18 protein-coding genes are annotated in these 18,264 nt (G+C 66.8%); 8 read left to right on the top strand and 10 right to left on the bottom strand.

The features are described from left to right. Positions 1–10: 10 nt before the first annotated feature. The 6 genes from fdhE to VI08_RS20880 form a co-directional block, all read right to left on the bottom strand. The gene (gene fdhE / locus VI08_RS11960; protein WP_052697854.1) at positions 11–958 is read right to left on the bottom strand and encodes a formate dehydrogenase accessory protein FdhE; all 948 of its coding nucleotides are present in this window, start codon (positions 956–958) and stop codon (positions 11–13) included. Continuing rightward, entirely contained in the window at positions 955–1,593 is a 639-nt protein-coding gene (locus VI08_RS11955) for a formate dehydrogenase subunit gamma (protein WP_045829823.1), read from the bottom strand. The genes fdhE and VI08_RS11955 overlap by 4 nt, the downstream gene beginning before the upstream one ends. After that, on the bottom strand, positions 1,590–2,507 hold the full coding sequence (gene fdxH, locus VI08_RS11950) for a formate dehydrogenase subunit beta (RefSeq protein ID WP_198148934.1): 918 nt from the start codon (positions 2,505–2,507) through the stop codon (positions 1,590–1,592). The genes VI08_RS11955 and fdxH overlap by 4 nt, the downstream gene beginning before the upstream one ends. 10 nt (positions 2,508–2,517) lie before the next feature. Continuing rightward, entirely contained in the window at positions 2,518–5,589 is a 3,072-nt protein-coding gene (gene fdnG, locus VI08_RS11945) for a formate dehydrogenase-N subunit alpha (protein WP_157006686.1), read from the bottom strand. A 134-nt stretch (positions 5,590–5,723) separates the two neighbouring features. Then, entirely contained in the window at positions 5,724–5,861 is a 138-nt protein-coding gene (locus VI08_RS21790) for a hypothetical protein (RefSeq protein WP_157006683.1), read from the bottom strand. 10 nt (positions 5,862–5,871) lie between these two features. Next, complete coding sequence (locus tag VI08_RS20880; RefSeq protein WP_157006680.1) at positions 5,872–6,285, bottom strand: hypothetical protein; 414 nt, start codon at positions 6,283–6,285, stop codon at positions 5,872–5,874. A gap of 312 nt (positions 6,286–6,597) precedes the next feature. On the opposite strand from VI08_RS20880, the gene VI08_RS20875 reads away from it, so the two are divergent. Next, positions 6,598–7,434 (top strand): restriction endonuclease, encoded by an 837-nt coding sequence (locus VI08_RS20875; RefSeq protein WP_084621469.1) that lies wholly within the window; start codon positions 6,598–6,600, stop codon positions 7,432–7,434. 66 nt (positions 7,435–7,500) lie between these two features. On the opposite strand, the gene VI08_RS11925 is transcribed toward VI08_RS20875, so the two are convergent. Both VI08_RS11925 and VI08_RS11920 read right to left on the bottom strand, forming a co-directional pair. Then, on the bottom strand, positions 7,501–8,247 hold the full coding sequence (locus tag VI08_RS11925) for a glucose 1-dehydrogenase (RefSeq protein ID WP_045829820.1): 747 nt from the start codon (positions 8,245–8,247) through the stop codon (positions 7,501–7,503). 112 nt (positions 8,248–8,359) lie between these two features. Then, a complete protein-coding gene (locus tag VI08_RS11920; protein ID WP_045829819.1) occupies positions 8,360–9,181 on the bottom strand; it encodes a DUF5694 domain-containing protein in 822 nt (273 codons plus the stop codon). A gap of 322 nt (positions 9,182–9,503) precedes the next feature. Here VI08_RS11920 and VI08_RS11915 point away from each other — a divergent pair, with 322 nt between their 5' ends. From VI08_RS11915 to VI08_RS11900, 4 genes are read left to right on the top strand one after another with little or no spacing between them, the layout of a single operon-like run. After that, positions 9,504–10,571 (top strand): HlyD family secretion protein, encoded by a 1,068-nt coding sequence (locus VI08_RS11915; protein ID WP_269745840.1) that lies wholly within the window; start codon positions 9,504–9,506, stop codon positions 10,569–10,571. After that, positions 10,568–12,106, top strand: coding sequence for a DHA2 family efflux MFS transporter permease subunit (locus VI08_RS11910; protein ID WP_045829817.1), 1,539 nt, complete (start codon positions 10,568–10,570; stop codon positions 12,104–12,106). Before VI08_RS11915 ends, VI08_RS11910 begins: the two co-directional genes overlap by 4 nt. After that, positions 12,096–13,553: an efflux transporter outer membrane subunit gene (locus VI08_RS11905; RefSeq protein WP_045829816.1), complete on the top strand. Its 1,458-nt coding sequence runs from the start codon at positions 12,096–12,098 to the stop codon at positions 13,551–13,553. Before VI08_RS11910 ends, VI08_RS11905 begins: the two co-directional genes overlap by 11 nt. 2 nt (positions 13,554–13,555) lie before the next feature. Further along, positions 13,556–14,122, top strand: coding sequence for a TetR/AcrR family transcriptional regulator (locus VI08_RS11900; protein WP_045829815.1), 567 nt, complete (start codon positions 13,556–13,558; stop codon positions 14,120–14,122). 42 nt (positions 14,123–14,164) lie between these two features. Here the strand turns inward: VI08_RS11900 and VI08_RS20870 are convergent, their stop codons facing one another. Then, positions 14,165–16,462: a bifunctional diguanylate cyclase/phosphodiesterase gene (locus tag VI08_RS20870; protein ID WP_052697851.1), complete on the bottom strand. Its 2,298-nt coding sequence runs from the start codon at positions 16,460–16,462 to the stop codon at positions 14,165–14,167. A 157-nt stretch (positions 16,463–16,619) separates the two neighbouring features. Between VI08_RS20870 and VI08_RS11890 the strand changes: the two genes are divergently transcribed. Then, complete coding sequence (locus VI08_RS11890) at positions 16,620–16,829, top strand: DUF2945 domain-containing protein (RefSeq protein ID WP_045829814.1); 210 nt, start codon at positions 16,620–16,622, stop codon at positions 16,827–16,829. On the opposite strand, the gene xth is transcribed toward VI08_RS11890, so the two are convergent. Continuing rightward, a complete protein-coding gene (xth, locus tag VI08_RS11885) occupies positions 16,826–17,614 on the bottom strand; it encodes an exodeoxyribonuclease III (protein ID WP_045829813.1) in 789 nt (262 codons plus the stop codon). The two genes, VI08_RS11890 and xth, sit on opposite strands and share 4 nt — an antisense overlap. Before the next feature lie 138 nt (positions 17,615–17,752). Here xth and VI08_RS21785 point away from each other — a divergent pair, with 138 nt between their 5' ends. Beyond that, entirely contained in the window at positions 17,753–17,902 is a 150-nt protein-coding gene (locus tag VI08_RS21785; RefSeq protein WP_157006677.1) for a hypothetical protein, read from the top strand. 7 nt (positions 17,903–17,909) lie between these two features. After that, positions 17,910–18,188: a hypothetical protein gene (locus VI08_RS11880; RefSeq protein WP_045829812.1), complete on the top strand. Its 279-nt coding sequence runs from the start codon at positions 17,910–17,912 to the stop codon at positions 18,186–18,188. Positions 18,189–18,264 lie beyond the last annotated feature (76 nt).

Raw genomic sequence — 18,264 nt, 5'->3', positions numbered from 1 at the left:
TGGAGGCTGGCTAGTCGACGTCGGCCGTGTCGCCCATCAGTAGGAACGGGTTCGGCGCGTGGCGGGCGAAACCGGCCTCGCCCACGAGCAGGTCAAGCCCAAGGGATGCCAGGTCGTCGGCCACCGGGTCGGCCTGCGTGTCCTTCACCTGGTACAGCAGCTTGCTGTAGGTGTGGCATTCACCGCAGGTTTCCGCCTTCACCAGGCCGTTATCGCCTTCGATGGCCTGCACCTGCAGGTGGCGCGTGCCACCGCAGGTGATGCACGAGGCCCGCACGTGGTTCCAGGCCGTGGCGCACAGCGAGCAGTGCAGGAAGCGCGTGCCCGGCGTGATGCCGCTGGCCGTGACCATGCCGGCGACGCTGGGTGAACCGCAGCAGGGGCATAGCGAGCGCTGCTCGAGCAGGCGCAGGTCGGCAGCGACGAGGCGCGAGGCCGACACGGTGAAGTACACCTGGAGCGCAGCGGCGATGTACACCGCGGCCGCCTGGTCGGCGGCGGCGACGGCGCCACGGAGGAACTGGTCGGCGAGCGTGTCGATGGCCGTGTCGTCCATGGCCCGCAGCTGTTCGATCGCCTCGACGGCCGGCGGCGGCAGGCTCGTCGACTCCACTTCACCCAGCAGCAGGCGAAGGCCTTCGCGCCATGCCGCGTCGCGCGCGTGGCCGTCGGCGGCCAGGGGTGGCAGGCGTGCCTCGACGGCCCGGGCTACGACCTCGGTGGCCACGGTGCCCGAGGGCGCCAGGGTCGTGGCGACCGCGTGCTGGGCATGCGACACCGCCGCGAGGAAGCGCAGCCAGGCTTCCAGCGGATGCCCCGCGGCAAGGGATTCGAGCCGTGCCGCCGTGCTGGCGAAACGCCGCTGGCGATCGGGCAGGGCGATGGGCTGGGGCGACTTCACGCCGGCATGGGCGGGGCCGGACCACTTGGCGTCGGGCGGGAGCTGGGCTTGCTTCACGGTTGCTTCCGGTGGGCGATGAGTTCGCGGAACCACTTGCGATGATGGTGCCACGCCCAGCCCGGGGTGACGTAGCCCTGGGTCATGGAACGCACCGAGCCACTGATCCAGATGGCCGCGTACACGTGCACCACGAACACCAGCACCGCCGCGAAGGCGCACAGGCTGTGCACGAGGATGGCCACGCGCTGCACTTCGATCGACGTGGCCTTGCCGAAATACACCTCCCAGGCCAGCAGGCCGGAGAACAGCAGCACGGGGATCAGGAATGTCATGGACCAGAACACCAGCTTCTGGCCCGGGTTGTTGCGCCCGATGGGTGGCACGTGCCCGTCGTCGTTGCGCACCACGTGGGTGATGGCCTTCGACCACGCCACGTCATCGCGGTTGGGCAGGTTCTCGCGCCAGAACTGGATGATCATGCCCACCCAGCTCACCATGAGGCAGATGCCCAGCCACGGGTGGGCGGCGCGGGCCCACTGGCCGCCACCGAACAGGCCCGAAAGCCAGAACAGGATGGGGTGGAACATCGACAGGCCAGAAACCAGCAGCAGGATGAACAGCCCGGCGTTGATCCAGTGGTTGATGCGGTTCACCGTGGTGTACCGCGTGATGGTGTTGGCGGGACGGGTCATGGCGCCTGTTCCTCCTCGGTTTCACGCATCTCGCGGCGGGCCTCGGCCTCGTCCTCTTCCGTGGTCTCGTTCGGGCCAATGGTGATCCAGTGGAAGAAGGCGCCGATGGCGGCAAGCGCCACGGCGGCGACGGCGAGCGGCTTGTACAGGCCTTTCCACGCCTGCACGAGGGTGCTGATGTGCGGCTTGTCGGGCAGCCCGGAATACAGCGAGGGCTTGTCGGCATGGTGCAGCACGTACATCACGTGGGTGCCTTGCACCTCGGGTGGGTCGTACAGGCCCGCATGGGCGAAACCGCGCGCCTTGAGGTCGACGATGCGCTCGGCCGCCTGGTGCTGCATGTCGGTCTTGGCACCGAACATGATGGCGCCCGTGGGGCAGGCTTTGACGCAGGCCGGCTCGAGGCCCACCGTGACGCGATCGGAACACAGCGTGCACTTGTACGACTTGTGGTCGGTCTTGCTGATGCGCGGGATGTTGAAAGGGCAGCCCTTGACGCAGTAGCCGCAGCCGATGCACTTGTCGCTGATGAAGTCGACGATGCCGTTGGCGTACTGGACGATGGCGCCCGGCGCCGGGCAGGCCTTCAGGCACCCCGGGTCCTCGCAGTGCATGCAGCCATCCTTGCGGATCAGCCACTCGAGGTTGCCCTGCTCGTTCTCGTACTCGTTGAACTTCATCAGGGTCCATACGCTGGGACCCAGGTCGTTCGGGTTCTCGTACGAGCCCTCGAAATGGCCGATCTCCGGCCGCAGGTTGTTCCACTCCATGCACGCGGCCTGGCAGGCCTTGCAGCCGATGCAGCGGCTGACATCGATGAGCTTGGCGACCTGGTCCTCGACGTTGCGCGCCGAGGGCGGCGTCATGGTGGAGGCCGAGCGGCGGACGTAGTCTTGCGATTGCATATCGGACATGTCGTTCGCCTCAGCCCACGGGAGCCGACGTCTTTTCGACGTTGACCAGGAACGCCTTGAATTCCGGCGTCTGCGTATTCGCATCTCCGACCGACGGGGTGAGCGTGTTGGCGCCGTACCCCTTCCTCGCCTGGCCGGTGAAGCCCCAGTGGATGGGGCAGCCGATGACGTGCGTGGCCTTGCCGTCCACCATCAGCGGCTTGATGCGCTTGGTGACATAGGCCTTGCACACCACCTCGCCACGCTTGGACGACACCTTGACCCAGCCGCCCTGGTCGATCCCCTTCTCCTTCGCCAGCGCCTCGCCGATCTCGATGAATTCCTCCGGCTGCAGGATGGCGTTGATCAGTGCGTGCTTGGTCCAGTAGTGGAAATGCTCGGTGAGGCGATAGGTGGTCGCGACATAGGGGAAATCACCCGGCTTGCCGAAGTTCGACCGGTCGTGGTCGAAGACGCGCGCCACGGGGTTCGGGCCGACCTTGGGATGCAGCACGTTCACCACGGGGGATTCCATGGGTTCGTAGTGCTCCGGGAAGGGGCCTTCCGCCATGAGGTTGCGAGCGAAGAGGCGGCCCTGGCCTTCCACGGTCATGATGAAGGGGCCATCGTTGGCGGAGGGTTTCTGGGTCACGACGTAATCGGGCACGTCGATGCCCACCCACTTGCTGCCGTTCCATTCCACGACTGGCTTCTTCGGGTTCCAGGCCTTGCCCTCGGGGTCGGCGCTGGCCCGGTTGTAAAGGATGCGCCGGTTGGCCGGCCACGCCCACGCCCAGTTCGGTGCGATGCCTTGCTCGCGGGGGTCGGTGGCATCGCGGCGGGCCATCTGGTTGCCCTTCTCGGTGAAACAGCCGGCGAAGATCCAGCAGCCCGACGCGGTGCTGCCATCGTCGTGCAACTGGCCGAAACCGTCGAGCAGGGTGCCCGCCTTGGAGGTGACCTGGGTGACCGGGTCGGTGACATCGGCGAGGAATTTGCCGTTCATCTCCTTGGCCAGTTCTTCCGGGTCGGGCTCCCACGGGTCGGTGTATTTCCACGTCATGCCCATGAGCGCATCGGGGAAGGCGCCGCCTTCTTTCTGGTAGAGCGCACGCAGCCGCTGGAACAGGCCCGACATGATCCAAAGGTCGGATTTGGCGATGCCGGGGGCATCGGCGGCCTTCCAGTGCCACTGCAGCCAGCGTGCCGAGTTCACCAGCGAGCCGTTTTCTTCCGCGAAGCACGTGGTGGGCAACTGGAAGACTTCGGTTTGGATCTCGCGCGACCTGGCCGGGTTCTGCGGCCCGAAATCCTGCCAGAAGCGCGAGGTTTCGGTATCGAGCGGATCCATGGTGACGAGGAACTTGAGCTTGCTGAGGCCCGCCCGGATCTTGCCGCGATCAGGGAATGCCTGCAGGGGATTGAAGCCCTGGCAGATGTAGCCCGTCATCTGCCCGTTGTTCATCATCTCGAAGGCCTTGATGATGTCGTACAGCGGGATGTCGAGCTTGGGCAGCAGGTCGTAGCCCCAGTGGTTGTCGACCGTCGCGGCATCGCCGAACAAGGCCTTCATCAGGCTGACGGTCATTTTCTTCGTGTTCTGGTAGTAGCTGGTCTGGCCGGGGCGCAGCGGCTTGAACTGCCGCGTCTTCATGTACTCGTCGAAGCTGGTTTCCTTGTCGGTGGGCAGGTTGAGGTAACCCGGCATCTGGTTCGAGAGCAGGCCGATATCGGTGAGGCCCTGGATGTTGGAATGCCCACGCAGTGCGTTCATGCCACCACCCGCCACGCCGATGTTGCCCAGAAGCAGTTGCACCATGGCCATGGCGCGGATGTTCTGCGCACCTACCGTGTGCTGGGTCCAGCCCAGCGCGAAGAGGCTGGTCATGGCCCGGTCGGGGGCGGACGTGCCGGCGATGAGTTCGCAGATATGCAGGAATTTATCCTGCGGCGTGCCGCAGATGCGCGACACCATCTCAGGTGTGTAGCGGCTGACGTGCTGTTTCAGCAGGTTGATGACGCAGCGCGGGTTTTGCCAGGTGTCGTCGGCCTTCGCGAAGCCGTCGTCGCCGATCTCGTAGTCCCAGCTGCCCTTGTCATAACTATGGGTCTGGTCGTTGAAGCCACTGAAGAGGCCATCGGTGAAGGTGAACTCATCCTTCACCAGCAGGCTGGCGTTGGTGTAGTTCTTGACGTACGAATGCTGGATCTTGTCGTTCGTGAGCAGGTAGTGCATCACGCCACTTAGGAACGCGATGTCGGTACCCGGGCGGATGGGCGCGTAGTAATCGGCCACGGAGGCCGTGCGCGTGAAGCGCGGATCGACGACGACGAGCTTGGCGCCGTTCTCGATCTTCGCCTCGATCACCCATTTGAAGCCGCACGGGTGCGCCTCGGCAGCGTTGCCACCCATGACGATCACGACATTGGCGTTCTTGATGTCCTGCCAGGTGTTCGTCATCGCACCGCGACCGAATGATGGGGCCAGACTGGCCACCGTCGGTCCGTGTCAGACGCGCGCCTGGTTGTCGAACACCACCATGCCGAGGGAACGGGCTACCTTCCAGGTGAGGTAGGCGGTTTCACTGGAGGACGCCGACGCCGCGAGCATGCCCGTGCTGGTCCAGCGGTTGACCGTGGTGCCGGCGGCATTGGTGGCGATGAAGTGCTTGTCGCGGTCATCCTTCATGAGCCGGGCGATGCGATCGAGCGCGAAATCCCAGGTGACTTCCCTGAACTCCGTGCCGCCCGGCTCGCGGTACCGCGGCGCCTTGAGGCGCGTGGGGGCGTGGACGATATCGAGCAGGGCCGAGCCCTTGGGGCAGAGGGTGCCCCGGTTCACCGGGTGATCCGGATCGCCCTCGATGTGGATGATGTTGGATCTGGCGTTTTTCGCCTTGTCGCCCATGCTGTAGATGAGGATGCCGCAGGCCACCGAGCAATAGGTGCAGGTGTTGCGCGTCTCTGTCGCGTGGGTGAGCTTGAAGGGGCGGACGGCCGCGGCTTGCGCCACGCCGGATGCCCCGAAGCCCATGACGCCGAGGCTGGACGCGGCCAGCCCCATGCCTGTCAGCTTGATGAACTCGCGGCGGGTAAGTGCCATCGCAAGAACTCCGAGGGAAACCTGGCTGGACCCCACCCCCGGAGGGGCGGGCGTTGGCTTGCGCTTCTTGCTGCCTTGAACTTACCACGATCCTACAAAGGGGGGAGAGGGCATTCCTGCACAAAAATGCTTCGCTAACGGAAATACGTGTTGTAGAGCCCGGTGCCGACCGCAATCACCAGGAGCACGAACTGGAACCCCATGAAGAGGGCAAACATCCAGGTCGGGATCTCCCGGTACTCGATATCGGTGGAAGTGTGCTCGCAATCCATGAGGTTATCCTTAGTTGAGCCAGCCGAAGTGGACGCCCGAGTCACAAATAGCGCTTACGCCGGCGACGAAGAGGGAGCCGGCGAACACTTTGTAGTGCACAAAGCGCTGCCGCCCATTGAGACGAACGGACAATTTGCGTTGCGGGAAGATCAAACCGATGAGTGGAATAAGGCAGCTGGACAACAAAATACCGATGAGCAGGAAAAGCGTGAGCCCCGACGGCGCCTGACTCATCCGTCGCACAGCTTCTTCGTGCTCGTAGAGCGCCGAGGTCGTGAAAATCACGGCTGCCCAGGCAAGCTGCCCGTCCTTCACGATCAACAGCGGCGAGAAATGCGCGCGACGCTTCGCGTCGGCGAACGCGTAAACGATGCTGACCATGGCAACGGGTGCCAAAAGCGGCAGCACGATGTTTGCCGACACCCAACCCGCCCAACCATGCATTGCGACCCTCGCGAAACCGTGACCTGCCTCGATGCTGCCAGCCTCGCGGCTACGTTCAAGGCGAAAAGGCCACGCCGCGGCGAACCCCTACGCATTCTGTCGGGCTCGCCCGCGCCGCCCCCCGCGGAGGCCTGTATTTGCGTCTACCCAACCGCCGGGAGACCGCATACCATCGGCCTGTCCGGTGGCGGCCAAGGGGGCCATTTCCCCGGGCATACGGGGAGCCACCATGGAATATCGCCAGGGCGCCGGAAGGCGCGGTAGGGAACGCATGCGCGGTGGGCCGGGCGCATGAGCGGCCGTCACGCAAAGCGTGTCCGTGAGCGATGGGACGATGCCCTGAGCCGGGTGGGCTGGGATGACTTCGAGCGCCGCGTCGGCGCCTTTTATGAAGGGCAGGGCTACCGGGTGGAATACACCGGCACGGGTAACGGCCTGGCCGCCACCGATGGCGGCGTGGACCTCAAGCTCTTCCGCGGCGCTGAATACATCGTGGTCCAGTGCAAGCACTGGAACGTCTTGCAGGTGCCGCACAACCCGGTACACGAGCTCATCGGCGTCATGCACACGCAGGGAGCCAACGGGGCGATCCTCGTCACGTCGGGCGAGTTCACCCGCGCTGCGCTGGAATCGGCGTCCCGCTTTCCCGGCATTACGCTGGTTGACGGCCCCACGGTGCGCCAGATGATCGGTCCGATCGAAGAGCCCGTGCTGGCACCCGCGTCGCTGGTGGCCCGCGAACCATCGTGGATGGCGGCCGCCGGCCGGCATCGTCCGTCCCCGCGGCAGGGTAGAAGCCGCGCCGCCGCGATGTACGCGTTTGCCTTGGTTGCGACCGCGGCGAGCCTGGCGCTCTGGGCGTTTATCGTGAATAGCATCCGGAAGCCGCTGCAAACAGTGTCAGTACCGGCGGTATCGGCGCCGCCTCGGGATGCCGCACCGGGAGCGCCATTCCGCGGCTATACAACGGGTGCCGCGGCCAGCGACATGTCGCCCGCGCGCATGCCCCGGGCAACCCGGCACGACACCACGCCGCAGACACCGCTCGACCTTAAGGAATGGGAGCGGAAGAACGCCGAGGCGATGAAAATCCTCGAGAAGACGACGCCGGTGATGCAGTCGCCGTAATCGCCAGCAAGCTGGCTCCCACACAAAGAATGTAGGAGCCAGCTTGCTGGCGATGCTTCTGCTCGTTTACCGCATGCCACCGGTAGCAAGGATCAATTCACCCGTCACCCAGCCCGCGTCGTCCGAAGCGAGGAAGGTCACGATCGGCGCGATATCGCTGACCTGGCCGATGCGCCCCAGCGGCGTCTGGCCTTCGGCCCAGCCCTGGAAGTCGGAGCCGATGAAGCCGGCGGTGTGGGTGCCCTCGGTTTCCACCATGCCCGGGTTCACCGAGTTCACGCGGATGCCGCGCGGGCCAAGCTCGCGGGAAAGCACGCCGGTGATGGCGTCGACAGCGCCCTTGGTGCCCGTGTAGATGGCGGATTCGGCCGGCGTCAGGCGGGTGACGGCGGACCCGATGTTGATGATGCTGCCACCCTTGCCAAGGTGCGGCGAGGCCGCGCGCGTGACGAGCAGGGGGCCAAGCACGTTCGTGTCGAACATGCGGCGATACAGGGCCTCGGTGTTGTTTTCCACCGACGCGAACTCATACACGCCCGAATTGTTCACGACGACGTCGAGCCGGCCGAAGTTGTCGATGGCGGCGTCGACCAGCTTGCCGGCGTCGGCTTCCTTCGTCACGTCGGCGCCCACGGCCACGGCCTTGCCACCCGCGGCGGTGATCTCGGCCACCGCTTTTTCGGCCCCCGCCTTGCTGGAGGCGTAGTTGACGACGATGGCGGCACCTTCGGCCGCCAGCGCCTTCGCGATGCCCGCGCCGATGCCCTTGGAAGCGCCCGTGACGATGGCGACCTTATCTTGCAGCTTGCCCATGGTGGTTCCCTTGATAGTGGGGTCGGCTCGACGTGAGCCGCCTGCACCTATCACTGGGGCCGCGCCGCGGCGGCTGTGATACGTCGCGCGGAAAAGCACCTTTGCCCAGGCGTCACGGATACGGAGCTTTCAAATACTGTTGCGGCTCCACCAGTTCAAAAACGCCGGAGTCGACGGCGTCCTTGCGCAGGAACGGGCCGTGGCCCGCGCCATAGATGACGAGGATGCGGTCGGTGGGCTTCGTGGCGAGGTCGCGGATGTGGGTGAAGATGCGCAGGTTACGCGCGTACCAGTGGCCCACCCACGCTGCCCCGGGGTTGTCGGTGTCGTCGCCGAACCTGGCCATGTCGAAATAGTTGGCCCCGTCTTCGCGCATGCGCGCCGGGTCGTTGAAGCGAAGGTACCACTGCGTCACGGTGTGGCCCGGCAGATACGCGGTATCGCGGGCCGCGAAGGCTTTCCAGCGGTCGACGTAGGCCTGGTAAAGGTCGGCCTTGCCGTGTGCCTGGGCCCATGCCTTGGCATCGTAGCTGGCCTCGTCGCCGGGTGGGCTCCCGTTCCAGTCCACCGCATCGACGCGCGCCAGGCCCAGCTTCTTCGCCAGGCGCATGCCAATCTGGTCGGTCTCGTCGGCCTTCAGCGTGTACGTGCCGGCGCGGTAGGCCGCATACCGTGCGTCCAGATCCCCCTGGCTGGCGTAGGGTAGCTCCAGCGCGATGTGCGTCGGCCGGAATGCCGCGAGCTGGTCGACGAGCGCCTCGATCTCCGCCTGGCGCTTCGGTACGAGCACGTTTTCCACATGCGTGTTGGCCACGTCCTTGTTGTGGTTCGCAAGGTGGGTAGTGCCGAGGAAGAGCATCCTGGGCTTTTCGTCGGCATGGCTGGCCGGCGAGGCGAGGGCGACAAGGGTGAGCAGGATCCACGTGCGGCGCATGGTGTTCCTCCCATGGGTGGTCGTGAACCGATGGTAGGGGCGCGCGGGCGCCGCGCGACCGTGCCTGACGGCATGCTTCGACCAGTACGCATAAATGGTGGGGGGGCGGAAACGCGACGCCGGTCACGCTAGCCGGGGTGTCTCACCGGCACCATGGATTTGCCTGGCGCCCCCCGGAATCCCCCATCGCCAGGCCCAGCGCCGCCCGGACCATCAGCCGGAGCGGCGCTTTTTTTTGCCCCGAAGAGTCACTTGCCTCTTGAAAGTTACTCGATCATCCATAAAAGTATGTACGTAATTCAACTGACTTATGGGTGTCCCCGTGTCCGCTGTCATCGATTCGCCCGCCGCCCCGGCGCGGCGTAGCAAACCCCTCAAGCTCGCGGCAGGTGCCGTGCTCCTGCTTGGCGTGCTGGCCTATGGCGCCCACTGGTGGACCACGGGCCGGTTCATCCAGGACACCGATGACGCCTACGTGGGCGGCGACGTCACCGTCATTGGCTCGAAGGTGCCGGGTTACGTCCAGGCAGTGGCGGTCACCGATAACCAGGCCGTGCACCGGGGCGACCTGCTGGTACGCATCGACGACAGGGACTACCGCGCGGCGGTGGCGAAGGCCGACGCCGCGGTGGCGGCGCAGGAAGCCGCGCTGCGCAACCTCGACGCGGTGGCCGCGTTGCAGGAGAGCGTCATCCACCAGGCCGAGGCGACCAAGGCCGCGGCCGACGCCGAGGCCACGCGGGCCAGGCTGGACGATACCCGCTACGGCGACCTCGCCAGCCGGTCGGCGGTATCGGTCGAAGCCGCGCAGAAGGCGCGGGCGGCGGCGCAAACCGCCGACGCCGACCGCCAGAAGGCCGCTGCCACGGTGGAAGCGGCCCGCCGCCAGCTCGATGTCATCGGCACCCAGAAACACCAGGCCGATGCCGCGCTGGCGCAGGCGCGGGCGCAGGCGGACGCCGCCCACCTCGACCTCTCGTACACGGAGGTGCGTGCGCCCGTGGACGGCACCATCGGCAACCGCCGCGCCCGCGCGGGCGCCTTCGCGTCGGCCGGGAGCCCCTTGCTTTCGGTGGTGCCTGCTCACGGCCTGTGGGTGGATGCGAACTTCAAGGAAGACCAGCTGGCACGGATGAAGGTGGGGCAGGCGGTGGACGTGCGCGCCGACGTCATGCCCGACCACCCGTTCCACGGCCATGTCGTGTCGCTGGCACCCGCCACCGGCGCGCAATTCAGCGTGCTGCCACCGGAAAACGCCACCGGCAACTTCACCAAGATCGTGCAGCGCGTGCCCGTGCGCGTGGCGCTGGACGGCAAGGATGGCGACCTCGGCCTGCTGCGCCCCGGCCTGTCGGTCACCGCCACCATCGATACGAACGCCGCCCCATGAGCCCGGTCGCCCAACTCACCCACGGCCAGAAGATCTTCGCCTTCGCCAGCATGTGCGTGGGCATGTTCATCGCGCTGCTGGATATCCAGATCGTGTCGGCGTCGCTGCGCGATATCGGTGGCGGCCTCTCGGCGGGTGCCGACGACACCGCGTGGGTGCAAACGAGCTACCTGATCGCGGAGATCGTCGTCATCCCGCTGAGTGGCTGGCTTTCGCGGGTGTTCTCCACGCGCTGGCTGTTCGCGGCCTCGGCGGCGGGGTTTACGCTGACGAGCCTGCTGTGCGGCATGGCCTGGGATATCCAGAGCATGATCGTGTTCCGCGCCGCGCAGGGGTTCCTTGGCGGCTCGATGATCCCGACCGTGTTCACCACGGCGTTCGTGTTCTTCGAGGGCAAGCAGCGCGTGGTGGCTGCCGCCACCATTGGCGCGCTCGCGTCGCTGGCACCCACGCTCGGCCCCACGCTGGGTGGCTGGATCACCGACAACTACTCATGGCACTGGCTGTTCTTCATCAACCTGTTGCCGGGCATCTTCGTGACGGTGGTGGTACCCATGCGGGTGAAGATCGACGAGCCCGACCTCAGCCTGCTCAAGGTGGGTGACTGGGTTGGCATCGTGCTGATCGCCGTGTTCCTGGGTTGCCTTGAATACACGCTGGAAGAGGGCCCGCGCTGGAACTGGATGGAGGACCGGGTGATAAGCACCACGGCGTGGACCACGCTGATGGCCGGCGTGCTCTTCATCTGGCGCGAACTCACGGCCGAGCACCCCGTGGTGGACCTGCGTGCCCTCAAGGACCGCAACTTCGCCTTAGGGTCCTTCTTCTCGTTCGTCACTGGCATCGGCCTGTTCGCGACCATCTACCTCACGCCGCTGTTCCTTGGCCGCGTGGAGGGGTACAGCGCGTTCCAGACCGGTAAGGCGGTGTTTTCGACGGGCGTGTTCCAGATACTGACCATCCCGGTGTACGCGTTCCTCGCCAACCGCGTCGACCTGCGCTGGCTGATGATGGCGGGCCTTGGCCTGTTCGCGATCTCGATGTTCGAGTTCACGCCGATCACGCACGACTGGAGCAGTGCGGAGCTGCTGTTCCCGCAGGCCCTGCGCGGCATGGCACAGCAACTGGCCGTGCCGCCCGTGGTCACGCTGACCCTGGGCGGCCTGCCGCCCGCGCGCCTTCGCCACGCCTCGGGCCTCTTCAACACCATGCGCAACCTCGGCGGCGCCATCGGCATCGCCGCGTGCGCCACGATCCTCAACGACCGCACCAACCTGCATTTCCAGCGGCTGGCCGAGCACCTCACGCCCGCCAACGAGCCGATGAACGCCCTGCTGCAGGGCGTTGAAGGCACGGGGGCGACGCCAGAAGCCGCCTTGCACCAGCTGTGGCAACTCACGTACCGCGAAGCGCAGACGCTGACCTACAGCGATGCGTTCTTTTCCATCATGGTGTGCTTTGTGATCGCGACGGCCATGGTGCCGCTGATGCGCAAGGTGGCACCACCGAAGGGCCCTTCCGCCGATGCGCACTAAACCGCTTGCCTTGCTTGTCCCCATGCTGCTCGCCGGCTGTACGGTCGGGCCCGATTACGTGAAGCCCGATGTCCCCGCCGGCTCCACGTGGCACCAGGGGGCGGCCCTGGCGCAGCGCCAGGGCGACGCGCCGGCACCCGCGCTCGACGCCTGGTGGCAAGGGTTCGACGATCCGGAGCTCACGGCAATCGTATCGCGCGTGTTGGGCCAGAACCTGGACCTGGCGGCTTCCGCCGCCCGCGTGCGGCAGGCGGAGGCCGCGTCGCGGCAGGCCCACGCCGAGCGCCTGCCGCAGGGCAGCCTGGATGCGAACGGCGCGCGCCTGCGCCAGTCCGAGCTTAGCCCGCTGGGCAAGCTGGCACGTGCCACGCCGGGCTACGACCGCGACCAAACGTACGAAGACATCGGTGCCGGCGCGAGCTGGGAACTCGACCTGGCCGGTGGGCTGCGTCGCGGTGACGAAGCCGCGAACGCGGCACGGGAGGCCGCGGAAGCCACGCATGCCGGCGTCCGCATCACCCTGGTCGCCGAGGCCGCGGATGCGTATTTCCGTGTTCGTGGGGCACAGGCGCGCATCGGCATCGCCAACGAACAGATCCGCAACGAGCAGGGCCTGGTCGACCTGGTGCGGCTGCGGCTCACCCACGGGCTTGGCACCGAACGCGAGGTGGCCCAGGCCGAGGCCCTGCTGCTGCAGGCCCAGGCCACCGTGCCGCCGCTGCAGGCCGAACTCGATACGCAGCTCAACCGCCTCGATGTGTTGATGGGGGCGGCTCCGGGTACCTATGCCAGCGAGATCGCCTCCACCCCGGCCTCGTCCAAGGTGCCGACGGTGGACGCCGCGGGCGGCCCCGCATCGCTGTTGCGCCGGCGGCCCGACGTCATCGCCGCGGAACGGGAGCTGGCCGCCAGCAACGCCCGTATCGGCGTGGCGCTGGCGCAGTACTATCCCCAGGTGTCCCTGTCGGGGCTGCTGGGGTTCGCCTCGCTCGATAGCGGCAAGCTGTTCACCGGGGCGGCCGCCCAATCGCAGGGCGCGCTGGGGCTGCACTGGCGGCTGTTCGACTTCGGGCGCGTCGATGCCGAGGTCGGCCAGGCACGCGGCGCGTACGCCGAGGCGCTGGCGCGGTATCGTGGGGCCATGCTGAAGGCGACCGAGGACGTCGAAAACGCCATCGTGTCGCTCACCCAGCTGGAAGCGCAGCACGCCGTGCTGGAGAACGAGGTAAAGGCCCATGCCAGGGCCCGTGATGCCGCGCAGGATGCGTACAAAGGGGGTGCGGTGAGCCTGCTTGAGGTGCTCGACGAGGACCGCCAGCTGCTTGCCTCGCGCGATTTGCTTGCCCGCGTGCGCACAGACGATGCGCGCGCCGCGGTCGGCGCGTTCCGTTCACTGGGTGGCGGTTGGGAAGCCCCGGCCGACAAGGTGGCTGATGTTTCGAGGTGACCATGCGGTACGCGAAAGGCCATAAGGAAAAGACACGCCAGCGCATCATCGAAACGGCCGCGGCGAATTTCCGCGAGCGCGGTTTCGAAGGCGAGGGCATCGCTTCGGTGATGCACGACGCCGGGCTCACCAACGGCGCGTTCTTCAACCACTTTGCCTCGAAAGAGGACCTGGCCCGTGAAGTCGTGGCGTTCGCCATGGCCGAGCGGCTCGATTTCCTCAACGAGCGCATCGCCACGGGTGGCAACACCCAGGCATACATTGATTCGTACCTGTCGACGAAACACCGTGATAACCCCCAGCAGGGCTGCCCCATATCGACCCTCGTGGGCGACGTGGCCCGGCGCTCGGAGCCCGTGCGCGAAGCCTTCGCCGAGGGCATGGAAACGCTGGTGGCGCGGCTGTCGCGGCAGTGGCCGGGGCTGGAGGAGGGCCCCGCACGCGAGCGGGCCATCGCGCTATATGCGTTGATCAACGGTGCGCTGCAGATGGCGCGGGCGACCAAGGATGGGGCGCTGTCGGAGGAGATCCTTGCGGCGGGGCGGCGGGCGGCTAGCGCTTTGTTGTAGGCATCGCGCGCAAGCGCGCTCCCACAGGAACGCGGGCGCTACCTACAAAACGGAAACCCTGTTCTTGCCAGCGGCTTTCGCCTCGTACAACGCATCGTCCGCACGCCGCACCAGCGCGATGGCATCCACGCCATGCAAGGGCGCCTCGGCGATGCCCACGCTCAGCGTCACGTGCAGCGGCATGCCGTGCCACGAGAAGGGCTCGCTGGCGGCGTTGATGAACTCCTCCGCGCGCACCATGGCGTCACGGAGCGATACCGGCGGCGCGAGCAACGCCACGAATTCGTCGCCGCCCAGGCGGCACACCGTATCGGTCTTGCGCGTGCGGCGCAGCAAGCGGCCCGCGAACTGGCGCAGCAGCTCATCGCCTGCCGCGTGGCCATGCACATCGTTGACGGCCTTGAAGCCGTCCAGGTCCATGTAAAGCACGGCGAGGCTCTCGTCGGCTTTCAGGTGGGCGAGCGAGCCCTTCAGCCGTTCTTCGAACACCATGCGGTTCGGCAGGCCCGTGAGCGGGTCGGATTCGGCGAGTTGGCGCATGCGGTCGGCCACGGCCCGGGCCACCGACACATCGCGAAGCACCAGCACGCCGCCCACGACGTGGCCGTCGCGGTCGCGGATGGGCGCGGCGACATCCTCGATATCGAGCCGGGAGCCGTCGGCCAGCAGCAGCTGGCGTGGCTGCAGCATGTCGACGGTGCGTTCTTCCGTGATCGCACGCATGAGCGAGGTTTCGCTCGGCTCGTCGTTGCTGTCGCGCAGCTTCACCACGTGTTCGATCGGCATGCCGCGCGCGCGCATCGCGGGGCGCAGCAGCAGGTCCTCGGCACGCTGGTTGAGGAACGTGATGGCACCGGTGATGTCGGTCGTGAGCACTGCGTCGCCGATGGAATCGAGCGTGACCTGGGCCAGCTCCTTCGCCGCGAACAGGCTTTCCTCCAGGCGCTTGCGCTCGCTGATGTCTGTGACCATCACGTAGAAACCGCTGAACGCACCGTCGTCGCCAAACTCCGGCGTGTAGGTGACATCGCCGGTGAAGAGGCGGTCGTGCAGGTTCATCTGGTTCATCTCGAAGCGCACCGCCTGGCCCTGCCGCACGCGGGCGATCATTGGCGCCACGCGCTGGTAGTAGAGCTCGCCCACGAAGTCGCGCAGGGTCTGGCCAATGCGCGGGGCCGCGTCGCCGAACCAGTCGCGGTAGGTGCCGTTGACGAAGCGGTAGACCTCGTCGGCGTCCACCCGCGCGATGAGGGCCGGGATGGCGTCGGTCATGCGGCGCAGGCGCCGCCGGGAGTGGTCGAGCTCCTCCTGCAGCATGCGTGCGCCGGTGATGTCCTGGAGCACGGCCACGAAACCACTGGTGGCCCCGTCCACCCGTACGGGGGTGGCGTGGGCGTGCGCCCACACGAGCAGACCGTCGTCGCCACGGAAGCGGAACACCTGCTCGAAGCGATCGCCATGCGTGACCAGGTTGCGCCAGGCATCGACGACGCGTGCCTGGTCGCTCGGTTCGATGTTCTCGCGCATGAAGCTGGCGACATCGGCGCCCTTGCGGGTGCCCACCCATTGCACGGCCTGCGCGTTCAACCACAGGGGAACGCCATTCGCGTCGACGTGGAACACGGCAAGGGGCGCCGCATCGGTGAACGCGTGCAGCTCGGCGCGGCCCTGCTGGGTGGCGGCCAGTGCATCGCGCCAGTTGTCGAGCAGGGCGCCCGCCATGTGCCGCGAGCGCCGCAGGGTGACCACCGACCACGCGACAAGGCCGGCGAGCGCGAGCCCGGCGATCGACAGCACCAGGTCCTGGCGGGTCTTGCCCTGTTGCAGCCGCAGGCGCTCGTACGCGGCCAGTGCGCTGACATCGTGGGCCACGGCGTCGTTGCGCGACTGGTAGTCGGCGCCCATCAGCTCGTCGATGTAGCGCTGGCGCTCGCTCGCGGCCGAGCGGGCGAGGAGGGGCGATGCCGTGTCGACGCGATCCTGCAGGCTCTTGCCGAGCTGGGCCACCAGCTCGTTTTCGCGGCGGTCGCGGCCCAGGCTGCCGCCGAGCATGGCCATGTGGTCGTGGGCGGAACCCACCGCCTGCCGCCACATGGCCCGGGCGTTGGGTTCGTCACGGAGCACCCAGGCGCCGATGGCGGCGCGCATGTCGTGCACGTCCTGCCCGATGGCATTGGTGGCGATGAGCACCTCGTAGCGCTTGCCAACGATGCCCTGCGTGGCGAGCAGGCCGAGCGCCGTGGCCACGCCCGCGAAGGTAAGCAGCACCACCAGGGCCACGCTGGCACGCGTGCCGCGGTCGACGAGGTGGGTGAGCCGTGCGTGGCGCTCGTGGGGCATCGGGGTGGTCGTGGCCGTGTTGGGCCGAATCTAGCAAAGCTGCCGCGCCGTGGGGCAGGTTTTTGGCGATTCTGTGACGGGCCGCTGGGCCATGCGTCACGCCACTGCCACGGGTCCAGCGGGATTCTTGGCGTACCGCAAGTAACCGGAGAGCATCATGGCAAGCGAGCCGAGCCGCGGCGACAACGTGAGCTGGGAGAGCTCACAGGGAAAGGTGAAGGGCAAGGTCGTCAAGAAACTTGTCCAGCCGTCGAAGATCAAGGGCCACGTGGTGGCAGCCAGTGAAGATAATCCCGAATACCTCGTCCGCAGCGAAAAGACAGGCGCCATGGCGGCACACAAGCCGGAGGCCCTGAAGAAGCGCTAGCCGTTCCGGCGCGGCATGGCGAATTCCACCCAGGTCGGCGCATGGTCGCTGGCCTTCGGCAGGTCGCGTACCCAGCGATCGACACCGGCGGCCTTGATGCGCTTCGCCAGATTGGCCGAGAGGAGCAGGTGGTCTATGCGCAAACCACGGTTCCGGGGCCAGTGCTGGCGGAAGTAATCCCAGAATGTGAACACCTGCTCGTTGGGGTGCGCCGCGCGGAGAGCATCGGTCCAGCCCTGCGCGAGCAGCCGCTCGTAGGCATCGCGGGATTCCGGTTGCAGCAGCGCATCGCGCCGCCAGTTCTTCGGATCATAGATGTCGGCATCCGTGGGCACGACGTTGTAATCGCCAGCGAGCACCACAGGGTAGCCTGTATCGAACAGTGGCTGTGCGTAGGCGATGAGACGCTCGAACCAGGCCAGCTTGTAGTCGAACTTCGGGCCGGGTCTCGGATTGCCGTTCGGAAGGTAAAGGCAACCGACGAGTACGCCGTGGGCGAGGGCTTCGATATAGCGGCTGTGCACGTCCCGGGCATCGCCCGGCAGGCTGCGCCGGCTTTCGATGGGATCCTCGCCGCGCGAGAGGATGGCCACGCCGTTCCACGACGCCTGCCCGGACCACACGGCCCCATAGCCCGCGTCGTGGATCGCCTGCAGCGGGAAGCCGCGATCGGGTGCCTTCAGCTCCTGCAGGCAGGCTACATCGGGCTGCTCGCGCTCCAGCCACTCGAGCAGATGCGGCAGGCGCGAGGTGATCCCGTTCACGTTGAAGGTTGCCATCTTCATGGCGTGACTGTCCGGGCGTTGGCGTGGACACACGGTGATGTGGCTCGCGGCCGTCGTGACATCGCCCTCACGGCTCCAGCACCCGGCCTTCAGGGCTAGGCCGCGACGCTGGGCTCCCAACGAGGACGGAGCACCGCCGTGGCCAACGAAAAGAATGCCCCCGAGAAGCACCCCGGCCAGAACGACATGCCGGAAAACCCGCGGAACCCGACGCGCCCGCGCGAGACTGATTCGTCAGGCGATCCGGTCGACGACTCGGGCGAAGACAACCAGCACAAGAAGGGCTGAGGACACCATGCTGCAACTGAACCCGCCACTGCCGCTGAATACCCCCAAGGGCGAAGGCTTCGCCCACTTCCTCATCGATTACGGTCCGGAGTCAGATTTGTACTGGACGGTGTTCATCACCGAAACGGGCGAGATCTGGACGTTCGCGAACCGCGACGTGCGGGCTTCAAAAAACATTACGCTGGGGCGCACGTCGCCCTCCCTGCCGCGCCCCGCGCCGGTGCGCCGCCGCGATGCATCAGAAGCCGCCGTAGTGCCCTTGGGTGCCAAGGAAAGCGTGAAGTAACCGCACCCCCCCGTAGGAGCCCACCCCTGTGGGCGACGGCTCCTCGCGAAACGCCGTCGCCCACAGGGGTGGGCTC

Origin of the sequence: Luteibacter yeojuensis (genome assembly GCF_000964085.1) — a bacterium.
GTDB classification, from domain to species: domain Bacteria; phylum Pseudomonadota; class Gammaproteobacteria; order Xanthomonadales; family Rhodanobacteraceae; genus Luteibacter; species Luteibacter yeojuensis_A.
The sequence above is the reverse complement of the archived record's forward strand: the minus strand, read 5'-3'. Positions and strand labels throughout refer to the sequence as shown.

What these genes read in the sequence shown, in the direction of transcription:
- VI08_RS11880 (WP_045829812.1), top strand. Translation starts at nt 17,910, where the DNA reads ATGCTGCAACTGAACCCGCCACTGCCGCTGAATACCCCCAAGGGCGAA.
- VI08_RS20875 (WP_084621469.1), top strand. Translation starts at nt 6,598, where the DNA reads ATGAGCGGCCGTCACGCAAAGCGTGTCCGTGAGCGATGGGACGATGCC.
- VI08_RS21790 (WP_157006683.1), bottom strand. Translation starts at nt 5,861, where the DNA reads ATGGATTGCGAGCACACTTCCACCGATATCGAGTACCGGGAGATCCCG.
- VI08_RS11925 (WP_045829820.1), bottom strand. Translation starts at nt 8,247, where the DNA reads ATGGGCAAGCTGCAAGATAAGGTCGCCATCGTCACGGGCGCTTCCAAG.
- VI08_RS11910 (WP_045829817.1), top strand. Translation starts at nt 10,568, where the DNA reads ATGAGCCCGGTCGCCCAACTCACCCACGGCCAGAAGATCTTCGCCTTC.
- fdxH (WP_198148934.1), bottom strand. Translation starts at nt 2,507, where the DNA reads ATGTCCGATATGCAATCGCAAGACTACGTCCGCCGCTCGGCCTCCACC.
- VI08_RS11900 (WP_045829815.1), top strand. Translation starts at nt 13,556, where the DNA reads ATGCGGTACGCGAAAGGCCATAAGGAAAAGACACGCCAGCGCATCATC.
- VI08_RS20870 (WP_052697851.1), bottom strand. Translation starts at nt 16,462, where the DNA reads ATGCCCCACGAGCGCCACGCACGGCTCACCCACCTCGTCGACCGCGGC.
- xth (WP_045829813.1), bottom strand. Translation starts at nt 17,614, where the DNA reads ATGAAGATGGCAACCTTCAACGTGAACGGGATCACCTCGCGCCTGCCG.
- VI08_RS11905 (WP_045829816.1), top strand. Translation starts at nt 12,096, where the DNA reads ATGCGCACTAAACCGCTTGCCTTGCTTGTCCCCATGCTGCTCGCCGGC.
- VI08_RS11890 (WP_045829814.1), top strand. Translation starts at nt 16,620, where the DNA reads ATGGCAAGCGAGCCGAGCCGCGGCGACAACGTGAGCTGGGAGAGCTCA.
- VI08_RS11955 (WP_045829823.1), bottom strand. Translation starts at nt 1,593, where the DNA reads ATGACCCGTCCCGCCAACACCATCACGCGGTACACCACGGTGAACCGC.
- VI08_RS11920 (WP_045829819.1), bottom strand. Translation starts at nt 9,181, where the DNA reads ATGCGCCGCACGTGGATCCTGCTCACCCTTGTCGCCCTCGCCTCGCCG.